This window comes from Aeromonas sp. BIGb0445 (assembly GCF_024809075.1).
In the GTDB taxonomy this organism is placed as follows: Bacteria; Pseudomonadota; Gammaproteobacteria; order Enterobacterales; family Aeromonadaceae; genus Aeromonas; species Aeromonas rivuli.
In genome coordinates, this window is the sequence record NZ_JANUES010000003.1 from 218,849 (window position 1) to 237,195 (window position 18,347).

The 18,347-nt window shown below is 60.3% G+C and carries 19 protein-coding genes; 7 read left to right on the forward strand and 12 right to left on the reverse strand.

Features of this window, described 5'->3' with window-relative positions:
• Positions 1 to 38: 38 nt before the first annotated feature.
• The 7 genes from M2367_RS07770 to M2367_RS07800 all read right to left on the reverse strand — a co-directional run bounded on the left by M2367_RS07770 (position 39) and on the right by M2367_RS07800 (position 7,474).
• Positions 39 to 1,400 (reverse strand): MFS transporter, encoded by a 1,362-nt coding sequence (locus M2367_RS07770; RefSeq protein WP_259236341.1) that lies wholly within the window; start codon positions 1,398 to 1,400, stop codon positions 39 to 41.
• 229 nt (positions 1,401 to 1,629) lie between these two features.
• The gene (gene cyoE / locus M2367_RS07775) at positions 1,630 to 2,523 is read right to left on the reverse strand and encodes a heme o synthase (protein WP_259236574.1); all 894 of its coding nucleotides are present in this window, start codon (positions 2,521 to 2,523) and stop codon (positions 1,630 to 1,632) included.
• A gap of 5 nt (positions 2,524 to 2,528) precedes the next feature.
• Positions 2,529 to 2,861: a cytochrome o ubiquinol oxidase subunit IV gene (locus M2367_RS07780; RefSeq protein ID WP_224432513.1), complete on the reverse strand. Its 333-nt coding sequence runs from the start codon at positions 2,859 to 2,861 to the stop codon at positions 2,529 to 2,531.
• A 2-nt stretch (positions 2,862 to 2,863) separates the two neighbouring features.
• Entirely contained in the window at positions 2,864 to 3,478 is a 615-nt protein-coding gene (locus M2367_RS07785; RefSeq protein WP_259236342.1) for a cytochrome o ubiquinol oxidase subunit III, read from the reverse strand.
• A gap of 8 nt (positions 3,479 to 3,486) precedes the next feature.
• Positions 3,487 to 5,463 (reverse strand): cytochrome o ubiquinol oxidase subunit I, encoded by a 1,977-nt coding sequence (gene cyoB / locus M2367_RS07790; RefSeq protein ID WP_259236343.1) that lies wholly within the window; start codon positions 5,461 to 5,463, stop codon positions 3,487 to 3,489.
• 3 nt (positions 5,464 to 5,466) lie between these two features.
• Complete coding sequence (gene cyoA / locus M2367_RS07795; protein WP_259236344.1) at positions 5,467 to 6,474, reverse strand: cytochrome o ubiquinol oxidase subunit II; 1,008 nt, start codon at positions 6,472 to 6,474, stop codon at positions 5,467 to 5,469.
• 556 nt (positions 6,475 to 7,030) lie between these two features.
• Positions 7,031 to 7,474 carry a carboxymuconolactone decarboxylase family protein gene (locus M2367_RS07800; protein WP_042040278.1) on the reverse strand — a complete coding sequence of 148 codons (444 nt, stop codon included), beginning with the start codon at positions 7,472 to 7,474 and terminating at the stop codon, positions 7,031 to 7,033.
• A 123-nt stretch (positions 7,475 to 7,597) separates the two neighbouring features.
• Here M2367_RS07800 and M2367_RS07805 point away from each other — a divergent pair, with 123 nt between their 5' ends.
• Entirely contained in the window at positions 7,598 to 8,509 is a 912-nt protein-coding gene (locus M2367_RS07805; protein ID WP_224432509.1) for a LysR family transcriptional regulator, read from the forward strand.
• 102 nt (positions 8,510 to 8,611) lie between these two features.
• Here M2367_RS07805 and M2367_RS07810 read toward each other — a convergent pair whose 3' ends face one another.
• Both M2367_RS07810 and M2367_RS07815 read right to left on the reverse strand, forming a co-directional pair.
• The gene (locus tag M2367_RS07810) at positions 8,612 to 8,980 is read right to left on the reverse strand and encodes a DUF805 domain-containing protein (protein ID WP_259236345.1); all 369 of its coding nucleotides are present in this window, start codon (positions 8,978 to 8,980) and stop codon (positions 8,612 to 8,614) included.
• 52 nt (positions 8,981 to 9,032) lie between these two features.
• Complete coding sequence (locus M2367_RS07815; RefSeq protein WP_042040273.1) at positions 9,033 to 10,004, reverse strand: nucleoside hydrolase; 972 nt, start codon at positions 10,002 to 10,004, stop codon at positions 9,033 to 9,035.
• A 229-nt stretch (positions 10,005 to 10,233) separates the two neighbouring features.
• Here M2367_RS07815 and M2367_RS07820 point away from each other — a divergent pair, with 229 nt between their 5' ends.
• Positions 10,234 to 11,331, forward strand: a complete 1,098-nt coding sequence (locus tag M2367_RS07820) for an ElyC/SanA/YdcF family protein (protein WP_259236346.1) — start codon at positions 10,234 to 10,236, stop codon at positions 11,329 to 11,331.
• Positions 11,332 to 11,488: 157 nt separating this feature from the next.
• Here the strand turns inward: M2367_RS07820 and M2367_RS07825 are convergent, their stop codons facing one another.
• Positions 11,489 to 11,821 (reverse strand): DUF3634 family protein, encoded by a 333-nt coding sequence (locus M2367_RS07825; RefSeq protein WP_224432505.1) that lies wholly within the window; start codon positions 11,819 to 11,821, stop codon positions 11,489 to 11,491.
• A gap of 352 nt (positions 11,822 to 12,173) precedes the next feature.
• On the opposite strand from M2367_RS07825, the gene M2367_RS07830 reads away from it, so the two are divergent.
• A complete protein-coding gene (locus M2367_RS07830; protein ID WP_396021395.1) occupies positions 12,174 to 12,698 on the forward strand; it encodes a HutD family protein in 525 nt (174 codons plus the stop codon).
• A gap of 15 nt (positions 12,699 to 12,713) precedes the next feature.
• On the opposite strand, the gene M2367_RS07835 is transcribed toward M2367_RS07830, so the two are convergent.
• Both M2367_RS07835 and azu read right to left on the reverse strand, forming a co-directional pair.
• Positions 12,714 to 12,917 (reverse strand): hypothetical protein, encoded by a 204-nt coding sequence (locus M2367_RS07835; protein ID WP_224432503.1) that lies wholly within the window; start codon positions 12,915 to 12,917, stop codon positions 12,714 to 12,716.
• 186 nt (positions 12,918 to 13,103) lie between these two features.
• Positions 13,104 to 13,544: an azurin gene (gene azu, locus M2367_RS07840; RefSeq protein ID WP_259236348.1), complete on the reverse strand. Its 441-nt coding sequence runs from the start codon at positions 13,542 to 13,544 to the stop codon at positions 13,104 to 13,106.
• 305 nt (positions 13,545 to 13,849) lie between these two features.
• Here azu and M2367_RS07845 point away from each other — a divergent pair, with 305 nt between their 5' ends.
• The 4 genes from M2367_RS07845 (at position 13,850) to M2367_RS07860 (ending at position 18,230) form a co-directional block, all read left to right on the forward strand.
• A complete protein-coding gene (locus M2367_RS07845; RefSeq protein WP_259236349.1) occupies positions 13,850 to 14,890 on the forward strand; it encodes an FAD:protein FMN transferase in 1,041 nt (346 codons plus the stop codon).
• 122 nt (positions 14,891 to 15,012) lie between these two features.
• Entirely contained in the window at positions 15,013 to 16,677 is a 1,665-nt protein-coding gene (locus M2367_RS07850) for a tetratricopeptide repeat-containing response regulator (RefSeq protein WP_259236350.1), read from the forward strand.
• Between the two features lie 79 nt (positions 16,678 to 16,756).
• Positions 16,757 to 17,563 carry an exodeoxyribonuclease III gene (gene xthA, locus M2367_RS07855; RefSeq protein ID WP_259236351.1) on the forward strand — a complete coding sequence of 269 codons (807 nt, stop codon included), beginning with the start codon at positions 16,757 to 16,759 and terminating at the stop codon, positions 17,561 to 17,563.
• A gap of 184 nt (positions 17,564 to 17,747) precedes the next feature.
• Complete coding sequence (locus M2367_RS07860) at positions 17,748 to 18,230, forward strand: hypothetical protein (protein ID WP_259236352.1); 483 nt, start codon at positions 17,748 to 17,750, stop codon at positions 18,228 to 18,230.
• Positions 18,231 to 18,347 lie beyond the last annotated feature (117 nt).

Below are 18,347 nucleotides of genomic sequence, written 5' to 3' on the forward strand. Positions count from 1 at the left end.
GCATAGCAAGGGGTGCTGTGTAGCGCTCACCCCGCCCATCAACCGGCGACCAGCTGCTCCAGATCGCTGCGCTTGATGCGCCGTGAGTCCACCTTGACGTAGAGGGAGCGCTCGGCGCTGTCGAGCAGCACATCCTTCACCCCTTCACGGGCGCGCACCTTCTGCTCCAACGCCTCGGTGGCCGCCACGCCCTCTGGCAGCACGATGCGCAAGCTGCTGACATAGGGCGGCTCCTGCATGGTGAGGCTGACCCCGAACCAGATCAGTGCCAGCACGGCGCAGCTGCCAAACACCAGGGCGGCGCCCCCCTGGCTGTAGAGCAGGCCCCCCAGGCTGCCGCCGATGGCCACCCCGAGGAACTGACTGGTGGAGTAGACCCCCATGGCGGTGCCCTTGTAACCCGGCGGCGACTCCTTGCTGATCAGCGACGGCAACAGTGCCTCCATCAGGTTGAAACCGATGAAGAACAGCTGCAAACCAGCCAATATGCCCCACAATTGCAGACCCGACTGCCAGAGCACCACTTCCGCCCCCAGCATCAGCAGCACGCAGATCTGGAATACCCGCTTCATCTGCCTGCGCTTCTCGGCGTAGATGATGAAGGGCACCACGCTCACAAACGCAATCAGCATGGTGCACAGGAATGCCTTCCACTGCTGGTCACGGGGCAGCCCCGCCTGTTCGAGCAGGGGCGGCAGCGCCACGAAGCTCGACATCAGCAGGGTATGCACGCAGAGGATGCCCAGGTTGAGCTTGAGCAGCCGGGGGTTGGCAAGCACCCTCTTGAGCCCGCCCTTGACCAGACTGGACTCGCGGTTGAGCAGATGCGCCTTGGGGGCCGGCACCCACCAGAGGGTGATGGCGATGCCGCCAAAGGCGAGCAGGGCTATCAGCCAGAACAGCCCCGAGAGGCCGATGGCATGGGTGATGAGCGGCCCCGTCACCATGGCGATGGCGAAGGTGATGCCAAAGCTGATGCCGATGAAGGCCATCGCCTTGGTGCGATTCTGCTCGCGGGTCAGATCCGAGAGCAGGGCCATGACGGCGGCGGAGATGGCGCCGCTGCCTTGCAGGGCGCGGCCGAGGATCACTCCCCAGATGCTGTGGGTCAGCGCGGCAATCACGCTGCCCAAGGCAAACATCAGCAGGCCGCCGACGATGAGGGGTTTGCGACCGATGCGATCCGAGAGCAGGCCGCAGGGGATCTGCAGCAGGGCCTGAGTCAGGCCATAGATGCCGATGGCGATGCCGATCAGGGTTTCGGTGGCGCCAGCCAGAGACATGCCGTAGGTAGTCAGTACCGGCAGCACCATAAACATGCCGAGCATTCGCAGGGAGAAGAGGGAACCGAGTGCCCAGGTGGCACGCAGTTCACCCCGGGTCATCTTGAAATCATGCATGACGGCCTCAGTGTGATTGGAGGTGTGTGGTCGGGATAGTGGCCGAGGAACCGGTGGTCATGGGTAGCAAATACCGGCGATGGCGCTGACGCCGCCTGGGAGAAAACAGACCTGGCCCTTGACCATCCCCATATAACAACAGAGCCGGGAAAGTTCCCGGCTCTGGATTCTACTCATTTTCAGGGCAAGATGAACAAGCCGATCTCTACTCTGAGGGCGACCGCAAGGTTCAAGGCAACATGCTCACCAAGACGGGCGCCGCATCCGGCTGGAAGTCCACCGACATCATCACGCTCAGGCAGGTGATGGTGACAATCGAGAACATGAACAGCTTGCGGGCCCACAGGGAGTCATCGACCGCCTGCTTGTAACCCGACAAGGCCATCCCCAACCACCAGACGCTCACCGCCGTCGCCACGATCAAATACTTGTAACCGGCGTAACCGCCGAGGAACAGCATCAGGGTCGGTACCATGAAGGCCAGGATGTAGAGGGTAATGTGGTGCTTGGCCACAGAGATGCCCTTCACCACCGGCAACACCGGGATGCCCGCCGCCTGATAATCCTTGAAGCGGAAGATGGCAATCGCATAGGAGTGCGGCATCTGCCACAGGCTGAAGATAGCCAGCAGGATCAGGGCGCCCGAGTCAAACTGGCCGCTCACCGCGCAATAACCGATGACGGGGGGCGCGGCGCCAGACAGGCTGCCAATCAGGGTGCCATAGACCGAATGACGCTTCATATAGAGGCTGTAGACCCCCACATAGACAATGAAGCCAAACACGGCCAACAGCGCCGCCAACGGATTGGCCGCCCAGTAGAGCAGCCCGACCCCGGCGATGCCGAGGGCAGTCGCGTACCAGAGCGAGACGCCGGGGGCGATGAGCCCCCTCACCAGGGCGCGGTTCTTGGTGCGCTCCATGATGCAGTCGATGTCCCGGTCGATGTAGTTGTTGAACACACAACCGGAGGCGACCACCAGGGAGACCCCCACCATGGTCATGATGAACAGGGGCAGATCCAGGCTCCCCTTGGAGGCCAGCAGGAAACCGCCGATAACCGAGATGAGGTTACCGAAGATGATGCCCGGCTTGGTCACTTGCAGGTATTGCTTCATCATCACACCACTCAACTTGGCATCATGTTGATGTTGAGGTTGTACATGATCCACAAGGACCCCCCCACCACGATGGCGATGATGAGCACGGTAAACACCAGGGCCACCAGGTTCCAGCGCTCCTCGGAGGAGGTGTTCATGTGCAGGAAGTAAGCCAGATGCACGAAGATCTGGATGACGGCAGTGGCGACCACAGTGCCCAGGATGAGGTGATGGGAGGCGGAGCCGTCCATCACCATCCAGAACGGGATGGCGGTCAGTATCACCGAGAGCACGAAGCCTATCAGGTACGTCTTGGCGCTGCCGTGGCTGGCGCCGTGATTGTCAACGACATGATTGCTCATTTTTACATTGCCCCCATCAGATAGACCACGGTAAACACACAGATCCACACCACGTCCAGGAAGTGCCAGAACAGGCTCAGGCACATCAGGCGGGTGCGGTTGCGCTCGGTCAGCCCCTTCTTGGAGATCAGCACCATCATCACGATGATCCAGATAAGACCGCTGGTGACGTGGATACCGTGGGTACCGACCAGGGTGAAGAAGGCGGAGAGGAAACCACTGCGCTGGGGGCCATAGCCTTCGGCGATCAGGTGGTGGAACTCGTAGATCTCCATGGCGATGAAGCCGGCACCCAGCAAGAAGGTGACCATCAGCCAGGCCTTGACCGTGCCGACCCGGTTCTGGTTCATGGCCAGCATGCCAAACCCGAAGGTGATGCTGCTAAACAGCAGCAGCATGGTCTCGCCAAACACGAACGGCAGTTCGAAAATGTCCTTGCCGCTCGGGCCCCCGGCGGTGCCATTGACCAGCACCGCGTAGGTTGCAAACAGAGTGGCAAACAGGATGCAGTCACTCATCAGGTAGATCCAGAAGCCAAACACCTTGGTGGCGCCGGCATCATGGTGCCCGTCATGGGCACCCTGATGATGATTGTGTTGCAGAATATCAGTAGCCATATCGGTTCTCATGCCACCTTGCTGATGTTGTCATGATGCTGACCTTCGATGCGTTCGATCTCGTCGACCTGCACGTAGTAGTCCACATCATCGTTGAAGCTGTGAATGATCCAGGTGGCTATCATGCCGACGAAGCCGGCGATGGCCATCCACCAGATGTCCCAGATCATGGCGAAACCAAACACCACGCTGAAGGCGGCGATGATGACGCCCGCACCGGAGTTCTTCGGCATGTGGATCGGGGCGTAGCGCTGGGGCTGCTGGTAGGCAGAACCATCCTGCTTGGCTTCCCAGAACGCATCCAGTCCGGCAATCTTCGGCTCGATGGCGAAGTTGTAGAAGGGCGGCGGGGAAGAGGTTGCCCACTCCAGGGTACGGCCACCCCAGGGATCGCCGGTCAGATCGCAGTTCTTCTCGCGGTCACGAATACTGACCACCACTTGAATCACCTGACACAGAACGCCGATGGCAATCAGGCCAGCGCCGCACGCGGCCACCACCAGCCAACCATGGAAGGCGGGGTCGATCTGCTGGCTGACCCGACGGGTCATGCCCATGAAGCCCAGCACGTAGAGCGGCATGAAGGCCACGAAGAAGCCGGTGATCCAGAACCAGAAGGAGCGCTTGCCCCAGGTCTCGTCCAGGGTGAAGCCGAACGCCTTCGGGAACCAGTAAGTGATACCGGCGAAGCAGCCAAACACCACGCCGCCGATGATGACGTTATGGAAGTGCGCGATCAGGAACAGGCTGTTGTGCAACACGAAGTTGGCAGCCGGTACCGACAGCAGCACCCCGGTCATCCCCCCAATGGTGAAGGTGATGATGAAGCCGACGGTCCACAACATGGGCGAGGTGAACGCGATGCGACCCCGGTACATGGTGAACAGCCAGTTGAAGATCTTCACCCCGGTCGGGATCGAGATGATCATGGTGGAGATGCCGAAGAAGGCGTTGACGTTGGCACCCGACCCCATGGTGAAGAAGTGGTGCAGCCAGACCACGAAGGAGAGCACGGTAATGGCGATGGTCGCCCACACCAGGGAGGTGTAACCGAACAACTTCTTCTTGCTGAAGGTCGCCACCACTTCCGAGAAGATACCGAACACCGGCAGCACCAGGATGTAGACCTCGGGATGACCCCAGGCCCAGATCAGGTTGATGTACATCATCATGTTGCCACCCATGTCATTGGTAAAGAAATGGGTACCCAGGTAACGGTCTGCGGTGAGCAGGGCGATGGTGACGGTCAGGATCGGGAAAGAAGCGATGATCAGGATGTTGGCGCACAGGGCGGTCCAGGTGAACACCGGCAGACGCATCATGGTCATGCCCGGAGCCCGCATCCTGATGATGGTCGCGAAGAAGTTGACCCCGGTCAGCAGAGTGCCAAGACCCGAGATCTGCAGACTCCAGATCCAGTAATCGACCCCGACGCCCGGGCTGTACTCCTTGCCCGACAAGGGCGGATAGGCCAACCAGCCGGTCTGGGCAAACTCGCCGACCCCGAGGGAGATGTTGATCAGCACCACGGCCGCGGCGGTGAACCAGAAGCTCAGGTTGTTGAGGAAGGGGAAGGCCACATCACGGGCACCGATCTGCAGCGGCACCACAATGTTCATCAGACCGATCACCAGCGGCATGGCCACGAAGAAGATCATGATGACGCCATGGGCGGTGAAGATCTGGTCGTAGTGGTGAGGCGGCAATATGCCCTCCCCCCCGGCCGACGCCATCACCTGCTGGGTACGCATCATCACCGCATCGGCGAAGCCGCGCAGCAGCATGACCATGCCCAGAATGAGATACATGATCCCCAGTTTCTTGTGATCCACCGAGGTGAACCACTCCTGCCACAAATATTGCCACTTGCCGTAATAGGTTATCAGCCCGGCAATGGCCATCCCGCCCAGCAATATGCAGGCAACCGTGACCACGATAATGGGCTCATGGTAAGGGATGGCCTCGAGTGTTAATTTTCCAAACATCTATTATTCCCCGGATACCGCTTGTACTGACTGGCTAGCCATCGGCATATTCATCTGACCGGCATGATCCTGCTGCTCACCCTGTTGCTGGTGTGCACTGTGATCCATGCTCTGGCCATGACTCATATCCATTTTTTCGCCCTCTTTCATCTTCATGCCGTGACCCATGAACTTATTGATCACCTTGGTGAACAGAGCTGGATCGGCACTGGAGAAATACTCGACCGGATGGTATTGGCTCGGTTTGGCAAGCACATCAAATTCACCCATGGTCATGAGTGGCTTGGACGACTGCTTCACCTTGGCAACCCAGGCATCGAAACCTGCCTGATCCGGCGTGGCGATGGCCTTGAATTTCATGCCGGAGAAACCGGCACCGCTATAGCTGCTGGAGATACCGTCGTATTGACCGGCCTCGTTGGCGATAAGGTGTAATTTGGTCTGCATGCCCGCCATGGCGTAAATCTGACCGCCCAGGCTAGGAATAAAGAAGGAGTTCATGACCGAATCGGAGGTGATACGGAAATTGACCGGGGTGTTGGCCGGGAATGCCAATTCATTGACAGAGGCTATGCCCAATTCCGGATACACGAACAGCCATTTCCAATCCAATGAGATCACATCAACCTGGACAGGTTTGACGTCAGAGACCAGCGGCTTGTATGGGTCAAGCTCGTGGGAGGTTTTCCAGGTGATCACGGCCAGGATGGCGATGATGATGACGGGGACTGTCCAGACGACCACTTCTATCTTGGTCGAGTGGGCCCAATCCGGTGCGTAAGTGGCACTGGTATTGGAAGCGCGATATTTGCGGGCAAATACCACTGCCATGACGATGACTGGAATAACCACAATTAACATCAAATACAATGCTGTTAATATCAGTGACTTTTCTTCCAGGCCAACTTGGCCCTTGGGATTCATTAATGCCATATCACAACCACTCAGCAAACTGGCGGCGGTGATTAATAACAAAGTCCCCAAGCCCTTCTTATATTCCAAAGGTCTCATGCTACTTCCTTTATCTATCTTGCAAGACGTAAAGCTATAAATAAAACGCATTATTTTGAGCAAGACACACCCATGTGAACAACATGAAAAATTAATCGAAGCAAATGGTTACTTTTTGGAAACCAGATGTCAGCGTTCCATTAACTAATCGCAAGGTCGTCAGGAACAAATAAATGCCCCATCCGAGACCCAAAAAAGCCATCATGACGCAAAATGAACAATCCCTGAACAGTTGCCATTGTGAAGAGTGGGGTCAATGGATGACCCGCGGGATTTTCATAAATGCAGGGAGGCCGCATCAGGCGGGCAAACAGCCGGCCCCCAAGGTTAGATTAATTATATTTTCGCCCTATGTTGACCATGAATAAGGCCCTGGGGGAGGGTTTACCCTCCCTTGAAATTAACATATTTAAAACAAACAAAACCATTTAAGAAACATTTTCCCGAGCTAAACACCCCATTGCAATACATGTTATGGCTGCTGCGCCATATCAATATGTCCCATTCCATCCCCCCACTCTGACTGGCAATGGGCGCCTGGCATGGGAGGCCGGGATCAACGATGTTCATGTTCCATTTGAGTGGCAACCGCCACCCGGTTCCAGGCATTGATGGTGATGATCTGCATCAGACACTGGGCCAGCAGGGCATCCCCAAGCAGTTGCTGTGCTTGTCGATAGGTGTGTTCGGTGACGCCCTGCCCGGCAATCAGGGTCACCTCATCGGTCAGCGCCAGGACGGCGCGTTCACGCCCATCGAACAGCGGAGACTCGCGCCAGGCCGCCAGCGCCAGCAGCCGCTGGGGGCTCTCTTGCATCTTCATCGCCACCTCGGCATGCATCTCGATGCAATAGGCGCAACCATTGATCATGGAGGCGCGCAGCTTGATGAGCTCCTTGAGGTTGAGGGGAATGTCCGTGCTGCCGAGATAGGATTCGAGGCCCATCATGGCTTGGATGGCGGCGGGGGCCTGGCTGGCCAACTGGATACGGTCTGACATTGTGGTGCTCCTGTGGGAGAGATGCCCGATGTTGGGCGACAACGTCATTGTCCATCCACGCACTGGAAAATAGAATACAGCTACAAACTGCAATAGTTTTGCGTTTATCGCAAAGGAGTCACAATGCTGGATCGTGTCCGTATCCTGGCCCAGGTGGTTGAGTCAGGCAGCTTCTCCCGCGCCGCCCGGGCCCTCAATCTGGCCCCCTCCTCGGTAACCCGTACCATAGACAGCCTGGAAGCCCAGCTTGGGGTTCCCCTCTTCAAGCGCAGCACCCGCCAGCTGCTGCTGACCGAACAGGGGGAGTATTTCCTGGCCCGCTCGGTGCGACTGCTGGAGGAGGCCGATCAGCTGGTGCAATCCCTCCAGCCTTTGCACGAAGCGCCCAGCGGGCCGCTGCGAGTCTCGGTATTCGAGAGTTTCGGCGCGGCTTGCCTCTCGCCGCTGCTGCCCGAATTTCTGGCTCGCTACCCCCAGGTGCGTCTCGAAGTCGAACTCGATAACCGCCTGGTGGATCTGGATGCCGAAAACGTGGATGTGGCAATCCGTATTGGTCGCCCGGCCGACAGCAGCCTGCATGCCCGCCATTTGCTCACCAATCACTCCCTGCTGGTCGCCTCCCCCGCCTATCTTGCCCGTCATGGCGAACCCGCCACGCCACACGAGATAGCCGGACACAACTGCCTGATCCGCGGCCATGGCCGCCAGCGTCAGCACTGGTATTTCAGCCAGGGCTCACAGCAGTGTCGGGTCGCCGTGCAAGGCAACCTCACCTCCATTGGCGGCACCCCGCTGCTCGATGCAGCCCGGGCCGGCTGCGGGCTCTTGTTGTTGTCGAGCTGGATGGTGCAGCGCGGGATCAATGAGGGGAGCCTGCAGCGGGTGCTGCCGGGCTGGCAGGCTTCCCCCTATGAGAGCCGCAACGACGAGATCCATGCGGTGTTTCGCGGTGGTCGTTTCCTCAGACCCCAGGCCCGTGCCTTCATCGATTTTCTGGCCGAGCGGATCCCTGCCTTGCAGGACGGCCCCTCATAACCACATGGCGAGCGGCATGAAACGTCAATCTTGGCGAGCGGACAATGAGGGAGAACAACTGGGGAAGCAGAGCGCGCAGATGGCCTGCGCGCTCTGGAGAGATCAAAAGGTGGCGGCGGCCGATAACCCGGCCTTGGGGTCTTCACCGAAACGGTTGGGGCCAGCCTCTCCCTCACAGACCATGAAATAGAGGAAGACGAGGGTGCCCACCACCGGGATCAGGTTGATAAGCAGCCACCAGCCACAGCGGTCCGTGTCATGCAAGCGACGCACCCCGACCGCCAGACTCGGCAGCAATACCACCAGGGAGTAGAGGTTGGCAATCTGCTCCTTGAGGCCAATCAACTGGCCGAGCAGACTCAGCACCAGGGCTATCCCCAGGTTGCAGAGCACAAACATCCAGTACTCCTTGCGCCTCGCCCGTCCACTAAAGACGGCGTATTTCTTCATGACGGTCAGATACCACTCCATAACACCTCCAGATGATGAACAAAATGAACGGTTTACACTTGGCTTCCCTAGCCTAGTCCCACTGCTTGCTCCAGTCGATCAGCGTCTTGCGATAGAGGGCGAGCAGCGCCTTCGCATCGACGGCCACCCCGACGTCCTGAGCCCGGAAGCGCGCCCAGTCGTCATGGGGATGACGCCTGTCATCAAACTTCTGCAGGGTGTGGCCGATGGCTGGCCCCGAAGTGATGACCCGCACCGGCCCCCGGCGCAGGGTAAAGAGCGCCGGATTGATGACATAGGCGATGGCCGAGGGATCGTGCACATGACAGCCATCCATGCCGATCCGCTCGGCATAGAAGCGCAGGTAGAAGCGACTGACGTCCCAGATGAAGCGGCCCGCCATTCCGGCCTCATCGCGCAGGGCATCCAGATAAGCCCCACTGAACAGGCTCTGCTGAGTGACGTCCAGCCCTATGATGACCAGGGGCCAGTCGGCGGTGAAGACAAGGTCGGCCGCCTCGGGATCGTCGTGGATATTGGCCTCGGCATAGGGGGTCACGTTGCCGCGGTGACCGTTGACGCCGAAGGCGCCCCCCATCACCACCACCTGCTTGACCAGGCTCACAATCTCGGGGGCCTTTTCAAGGGCCAGGGCCAGATTGGTGAGCGGGCCTATGGTCACCAGGGTGATTTCGCCAGGGGCGGCCTTGAGCTGTTCGACGATGTACTGCCAGGCGGGACGGGGATCCGCGCTCAGGCTCGGCTCACCCGCCTCGACATCACCGAAACCATGGAGCCCGTGCACCACTGTGGTCGCCCCCACCGGGGGGCGCACCAGCGGCGCGGCAGCGCCTTGGGCCACATCGGCCTTCATGGCGAATTGCTCCTTGAGCCAGAGGGCGTTGCGGGTGCCATCGGCGATGGTGGCATTGCCAAAGACGGTGGTGATCCCCACCAGCTCGATGGCGGGATGAGCCTCGGCAAAGAGGATGGCCATGGCATCGTCGATGCCGGGATCCGTGTCCAGGATGATCTTGGTGGTCATGATAGGCTCCAGCTGGAAAAGGATCCCAGTGTAGCGAGTCCCTTCCATTCTGTCCGGGGCCCGCTCACACTTGTCCTTCTGAAAAGCCGTGTCTGGCCGATTTGACGGCCCTGCCCCGTTTTTATGGCGCCCGGCCTGTTATAGTCGTCCGGGTACGGCGTCTCGCCATGCTGATGCGCCCTGTCCGGCTCCTGGCCGGTCTCTCCTCTCCCAACCAGGTGGACAGCTTATGGACAACCGACTCTCCCTCGCCGCCCTGCTCACGCTCAGTCTGCTCACCCCGACGGCGGCCTGGGCCGTGCCGGTACGCAGCCTGCAATCCGATCAGGATTACGGCCAGATCATCAGCAAGCGTCAGGTGGTTGATCAACTGCTCGGCGAGGCCAAACAGATCTTCGACTCCCCGGCCCGGGTCTCGGATGCGGGCTTCACCGCCAAGATGCCGAGCAACATGGAGCTCATCACCAACCGGCTGCTCGAAGCCTACCAACTCGAACCCTATCGCACCGACCTGCTCATCTCGGCGGCCAACGCCCAGATTTACAACGGCAAGATTGACCGCGCCATCGCCCTGTTTGAACAGGCCCTGGTCGCGGCCCCGGATGATGTGGACTTGCTCTCCTACCTCGCGGTCTGGCAGCGCTTCAAGGGCAATACCGAACGCGCCAATACCTACCTCGGCCAGCTGACGGCACGTAACCCGGGGCGCGAGGCCGACTTGCAGCGCATCTTTGCCACCATAGACAAGGTGGTCAAGACCCCGCTCAAGGAGCGGGCCGCGCGGGATCAGGACAAGAGTGGACGGCGTGCCATCGTCACCCTGGGCTATGCCCTCAACCCCGATGGCAGCATGAACGACATACTGCTCGGCCGCCTCGACACCACCCGCGCCCTGGCCAAGGCCGACCCCCAGGCCCTCATCATAGTGAGCGGCGGCGTGCCCCAGAATCGTCAGACCGAGGGCAAGCAGATGGCCGACTGGCTGGTGAGCAAGGGGATCAGTCGCTCGCGCATCATCGAGGAGAATTATGCCACCAGCACGGTGGAAAATGCCCTCTACAGCGCCTGGGTGCTGGCCCGCCATCAGATAGACAGCGCGACCCTGGTCAGCTCCGCCAGCCATGTGCGTCGTGGCCAGACCCTGCTCGAGATAGCCTGCTGGCAAACCGGCCCGGCCAAGATCCGCATCGACAGCGTCAGCTACCCGGACAAGCCCATCTCCAGCCTCGCCAAGGTGGAAGAGAGCGAGCTGCTTGGCATCTACCGCGACGCCTTGCGCACCTATGGCATGTGGAGCTATCGCTCGGCGCCCCTGCTGGAGCGCTGATGCGGCATGGCCCTTGTCGGCCGATGATGAGGGTTCGCTTGCACCCACGCCGCGCGGCCATCTCTGTGGCTCAGCCACATAACAACGAAGGCCCCACTGCTGGCAGTGGGGCCTCTCTCATATCACGTCGAGCGCCCTGTGAAATAAGCGACTTCGCTCAGTGGCGCTTGTGACCCGAAGGCTGCTTGGGCAACGGGCTGCGGTAATCCCCGTAGGGGAACACATTGCGCACCCGCTGTGCGATGGGCTCGGGGATGGAGCGGGAGAAGACAAGGCGCACCCCGTCGCCATCGCGCACACCCCGAATGCGACCCCGCAGCGACTCTCGTTTCAGGATCTGCTCGAGTTGCGTGATGAAGGCAGGCGGCACCTTGCCCTTTTGCATCGTCAACTTGCCATGAGCCAACCTGAGGTCAAACAGGGGGCCGCGGCCCAGTTTGAGCAGCCACCAGATGAGGGCCAAGCCCACTATCAAGGATATCCAAGCCATCTTGCCTCTCCTTAAGCACCATGAACTTGACTCAGCATAATCCTTATATCGCCCGCAGATAAACCCTCAACGCATGACGTTGCGGACAACGGTGACCATGACCACGCTACCTTGCGCGGCCCCTACGGCTCTTGGTCGCCAGGGAAGGGGGAGCGATCCCGCTCAGACAGATGTTCATCTCGGGCTGCCGCGGCGTGTGTGCCGATGGCGGCATCCTGACAAACGCTGGAAAAAACCGCACTCGCACCGGGCAGGCTTGTCGGCACCCGTGTCGGGATGGTATCTCTGGGGCCAGACTCATGATGAGGGGAAAACCTTGTACCAACTGATCACAGTGGCCCAGCAGCGCAAGATGCCCTGGAAAAATGGCAAGGGCAGCACTGCCGAAATAGTGATAGCCCCGGCGGGCAGCTCCCTGGCCAAACTCGATTTCGATTACCGGCTGAGCACGGCCCCCATCAAGGAAGCCGGCCCCTTCTCCCCCTTCCCTGGTTATGCCCGCATCCTGCTGCCCATCAGCGGCGCCGGTTTCGTGCTCAACGGCCACCCCTATGCCACCTTCGAGGCGGCCCATTTTAGCGGCGACGATGAGACCCACTGCGCCTTGCTAAAAAAAGAGGTGACGGATCTCGGGCTCATCTATGACGCAACCAAGTTGGATGCCAATGTGCGGGTGCTGACCCTGCCCTTCTCCGTGCCCCTGACCCTGGAGTCTGCCCATACCTATCTGGTCACCCTGCTGGAGGGAAGCCTCAAGGTGGCGGAACATGACCTCGCCAAGGGGGATACCCTGCTGGTCAGCGCACAAGAGAGCATCATGCTCGAGTGCAGCAAGAAGGCCACTATTGCCTTCTTTACCCTGCGGCAACGGCAATAACTCCTCATCCCAAGCTCAGCGTTTTGGCGCGCGTCCCCCGCTGTCGAGGCAGGCCTGCATGGTGTCATAGGGTTGGTAGTGCTTGGTGCGGCTGTAGTAGGTACCGCCCTTGGGATGGCAGATGCCATTGCGGCTCTTCTTGACCGGGGGCTCTGCGGCCAACGCTATGGTGCATAGCAACATCAAACAACCGCTGATCACCCATTTTACTGCTCTCATTACCGCTATTTACCTGTCTCGCCACTGAGGACATGGCCCCGTTTGCCACTTATTCTATCCCTCCAGTGCGGCGGGAACTGCTCGCGGGGTCACGATACAGGGCCGTTTATGCAATCCGTTCGCTTGCAACATCAGCAGCATAAAAAAGCCGGGCAAGCCCGGCTTCTCTCATCTTGAGCCTCGCAATCAACCGACCTTGAAACTGCCTTTCATCATGGCCCAGTGGCCGGGGAAGGAGCAGAAGAAGGTGAGATCCTTGCCCGCCATCCCCTCGGTCGGGAAGGTGACGCTGGTGGTTTCACCGCCACCAATCAGCTTGGTGTGCGCCAGCACACGGGCATCATCCTTGGGCAGGTAGTTATTGTCCGGCCCCGCACTCATGCCAGCGGTCGCCACGTCCTGGAAGTCAGCCGTGGTAGTCAGCGCCCAGTTGTGTCCCATGGCCGTGATCGGCAGCTTGCCGGTGTGCATCAGGTTGATGGTCACCTCTTTACAGGTTGCCGGTACGCTCAGCGCCTTGGTGTTGAACTGCATGGCATCGTTGGCTTCCACCGCCAGGGTGCACTCATCGGCAAAGGCGGGCGCCGCCAGGGCACTCAGCAGCAACAGGGGAATTACCTTTTTCATCATCCTCTCCTTTGGTTGGCAGACGATAGCAACAGAATTGCCTGGCCAGCTCAGGCCTTGGCAGACAAAGATGCTGTCTGAATCGGCCTTATTGTACTCATTGGGTTCCAATCAACCAGGGTTTAGTCCCAAAGCTGCGGGCCAGATCACCGCCTGACGCCTCGTCCTTTTCCCCCAAGCTCAGCAATGCTTAATTTTACTGCCCCCGAACCAGGCGCCGGGCTCGCATCCCCCCTTGCCTTGCCTTAAGCTCTGCCCCTTCATGCCCCGGCTCCTCTGCCGGGCCCCGGATGAGAGAGGTGTTGATGTTAGTTCCTGCCTTGCGGCCCGGTTTCGGCCTGCTATTGGTCTCGTTATTCGGTATGCTGCTGACCGCTTGCCAGCCCAAGCCCCCAACGGCAACCCGCCTGCAAGGCCAAACCATGGGGACCTACTACGGCCTGACGCTGCCCGGGGGCTACCCAGGCGGCGATCCCGCCCTCAAGCAGGATATCGAAACCCTGCTGGGCCGCATAAACAAGGAGATCTCCACCTACGATCCGGACGCCCTCATCTCCCGTTTCAATCGAGGGCCGGTGGAACCTGCCACTGAGATACCGGCCGAGATGGCGCGCATCGTCCAGCAAGGCATAGACGCGGGCCAGCTCACCCAGGGCAAACTGGATGTCACCATAGGGCCCCTGGTCAATCTGTGGGGCTTTGGCCCGGACAAGCGACCAGTCAAGACGCCGAGCGAGGCCCAGATTGCCGCCGCCCGCCAGCGGGTCGGTATCGACAAGCTGAGCCTGACCCGGCAAGGGGAGAAGTACCTGCTTCGCAAGTCGATCCCGGATCTCTATCTGGATCTCTCCACCCTGGGAGAAGGGGCCGCCGCCGATGCCATCGCCCGGCTGTTCGATGACAAGGGCATCGAGGATTATCTCATCGAGGTGGCGGGCGCGGTGCGCAGCAAGGGGGTCAATGGCAAGGGCCAACCCTGGCGCATAGCCATCGTCGAGCCCTCGGACAAGCCCGGGGCCTTCTCTGACATCGTCATGCCCCAGGGGATGGCGGTAAGCACGGCAGGCAGCTATCGCAACTACTACGAGCAAGACGGCGTGCGCTACTCCCACATCATCGATCCCGCCACCGGCCGCCCTGTGACCCATCGATTGGTGTCGGCCAGCGTCATCACCCAAGATGCCCTCGAGGCGGACGCCCTGGATACCGCCCTGGTGGTGATGGGCCCGGAGCAAGCCATGGCCTTTGCCAAGGCGCACCAGCTGGCGGTCTATCTCATCATCAAGACGGATGAGGGCTTCAAGGCCGATTACAGCCCGCAGTTTGCTCCCTATCTGGTCAAGTAGCCCTGCCGACTAAGCAAGATGCCGGGCCCGTCACGGGCCTGGCAACTCCCCCACCTTTGCCAATTGCCTGATCCCGAACTTTGGTGGCACACTGACCTATCCCAGCCTCAAGACCCAGAGCCATGCCGATCCAGGACCCCGACCTCTCCGCTGGCGATGCGCCGCCCAAGCCTGCCCCCGTCAAGCCCCTGCGGCTGCTGTTGGTCGACGATCAGCGCGCCTTCCAGGTGATGATGAAGGCCATGCTGCAGAACATCGGCATCAATCGCATCAACTTTGCCAACAGTGCCGAAGAGGCGCGGCGCCGCTGCCAGAAAGAGAGCTTCGATGTCTATCTGTTCGATTACGATCTCGGGGGTGGGGAGAATGGCCGCCAGCTGCTGGAGAGTCTGCGCGACAAGGGGCTGATCCCGCCCCAGAGTGTGGTGATCATGGTCAGCAGCGACAACTCCAGGGCCATGGTGCTGAGCGCCCTCGAGGTCGAGCCCGATGACTACCTGATGAAGCCCTTCTCCCAGGAGCAGTTCAAGTTTCGGCTGCGCCGGGCACTGGCGCGCCGTCAGGCGCTGGAGAGCGTGTTCCGGGCGCTGGCCGAGGACAAACCCGAACAGTTGATCCGAGCCTGCGCCGAGCGGGCCGATGCCATTCCACGATTTGCCAACTTCTGCCGCTGCCTGCAGGCCGATACCCAGCTCAGGCTGGGCCAGGCCAAGGAGGCGCGCAGCCTGATGCGCCAACTGCTGGCGGGTCAGGAGAATGGCTGGGCCCGGCTCACCCTCGGCAAGGCATGCCATACCCTGGGGCTCAATGAGGAGGCGGTGAGCCATCTGCAGGCGACCCTCAAACACCATCCCCTGATGGTGGAAGCCTATCGCTGGCTGGCCGAGGCGCAGCTTGCTCTGGGGGAGGAGGAGAGTGCCCAGCGCGAGCTCAAGCGGGCGGTGGAGATATCCCCCCAGTCCGTGCTGCTGTCGCGCCGCCTGGCCGAAATCTGCCTGCAGCGTCACGACTATGCCCAGGCCCGGGATGTGCTGCTCACCCTCATCGACCTGTCCCGCAACTCCATCCACAGAACCCCTCACTATCTGGGGGCCTACATCCAGTGCCTGACCCTCTATGCCCTCAACAGCAATGACGGCTATCACATCGCCAATCTGCAAAAGCAGGTCAACTCGGCCCTGTCACGCATCCGCGACTCCCTGATGGTGAGCGAATTCAACTACCCGGTGTTCGAGCAGATCTGCCAGGCCCGGGTACAGGTGGCCCTCGGCCAGCTCATCAAGGGCAAGAAGATGCTCTATCGCGCCAACCAGCATTGGCTGGATCAACCGGCCAGCATGCCGGTCGCCCTGCTCGGCGAGACGGTGCTTGCACTCTATCAACTCGGCGAGTTCGAGTACGCCGAGAGCCTGCAAGACCTCCTGGCCGAAGACGAGGACCGGCTGCTCACCATCTGCATCCAGGCCACTCGCAATGACAAGACGGTGCAGGAGCGGCGTCAACGTTACCAACAGCTCAATGATCTCGGCATCAAGGCCTATCAAGGGGGTGAGTTCGAGCAGGCCCTGACCCACTTTCGTGAGGCGCTGCGCCGCGCTCCCGCCAATACCGGGGCCGCGCTCAACAAGATACAGGTGCTGCTCAAGCTCATCGAGAAGCACCGCAAGAGCCCTGAATTTCCGAGCGAATGCAAGGAGACCCTGGCCATGCTGGATGGCATCCCCCTCAATCCCGCCCAGCAGGAGAGATTCCGCAAGCTGCGTCAGGAGTTCAGCCAGAGTCAATGAGGGGCCAGGCTTCGGGCTTGCATCGGCCCGGGATTCCTAGTCCAATAGTCACCTATAAAAACGACATGAGCACATCGACATGAAGATCATCTCTTTCAATATCAATGGCCTTCGCGCCCGTCTTCATCAGTTGCAAGCCATCATCGACAAGCATCAGCCGGACGTGATCGGCCTGCAGGAGATCAAGGTCCACGACGACGCCTTCCCGGTGGCCGACGTGGAAGCCATGGGCTATCACGTGGCATTCCATGGCCAGAAGGGCCACTACGGGGTGGCCATGATGAGCAAGCAGAAGCCTCTCTCCGTGCAAAAGGGCTTTCCGACCGACGCCGAAGATGCCCAGCGCCGGATGATCATGGCGAACTTCCAGCGCGAAGACGGCTCCATCATCACCGTCATGAACGGCTACTTCCCCCAGGGCGAGAGCCAGGATCACGAGACCAAGTTCCCGGCCAAGAAGAAGTTCTACGAGGACTTGCAACACTACCTGGAGACCCACCACAGCCCGGATGATCAGCTGGTGCTGATCGGCGATGTGAACATCTCCCCCACGGATCTCGACATCGGCATCGGCGAGGCCAATCGCAAGCGCTGGCTGCGCGACGGCAAGTGCTCCTTCCTGCCGGTGGAGCGCGAGTGGATGGAACGCCTCAAAGGCTTCGGCCTGACCGACACCTTCCGCGCCGCCAACCCCACCGAGTGCGAACGCTTCTCCTGGTTTGACTACCGCTCCAAGGGCTTTGACGAAAACCGCGGTCTGCGCATCGACCTCATCATGGCGTCCAATGCCCTCAAGGACACAGTGACCGAGACCGGTATCGACTACGAGCTGCGCGGCATCGAGAAACCCTCGGATCATGCCCCCATCTGGGCCTGCTTCGCCTGATAAGGAGGCCCCTTCCCGGCCTCTTGCCTGGCCCCAGGTTCGACCTGGGGCTCATGCCTCCCCCGCCTGTACCCTGCCCTGCTTGTTTGCATTGTTGATGCTTGTCATCAAACCCCAGGCTTCGCCTTGACCTTACTCTGACGGCAAGCTTTATAGTGAAGCCATCCCTCGTCAGGAAAGTCCCATGCTGTCATCGAGATTGCCCACAGAGCGCATTGCCCGGCTGTTGCTGGGGCTCTTGCTCGTCTGCAATCTGACTCTCTGCATCAGCTGGCACGCAGCCCCCATCGCGCAGCCAGCCGCACTTCAGATGAGCCATGACGCCATGAACCATGGATTCACGGGGGCCGACCATGGCGCCCCTTCTCATTCAAGTACCCTGATGGCCGATGCCAACCACCCTGCTCCCTCCCTCGGCTGCCATGCCGTCAGCGGCGATCAGAGCCCCCATGATGAGTGCCAGCTGCAGTCCGTGGTGGGGGCCACCCTCTCGCTGTTGCTGGCTCTGTTGCCCCTGCTGGCCCTGCCCTTGCTGCTCTGGTTTGGCCAACGAGCGCTGCCCCAGCGCCTCGGTCTCTGGCTGCGCAATCCCTTCCTCTGGGAACAACGCTGCCACCCTCCCTCCTGGCCTCGCCGCCACCTGATGCTGTCGGTGCTGCGCCACTAACCACACTTTCTCCCTGCCTGTTTTGTGCAAGAGGTGCCCTCGGCCGACCTTGCACGACGTGCTGTGCGTCAAGGACCCCGGTCTCTGACGCCCCTTTGCCGCCCAACGCTATCGCTG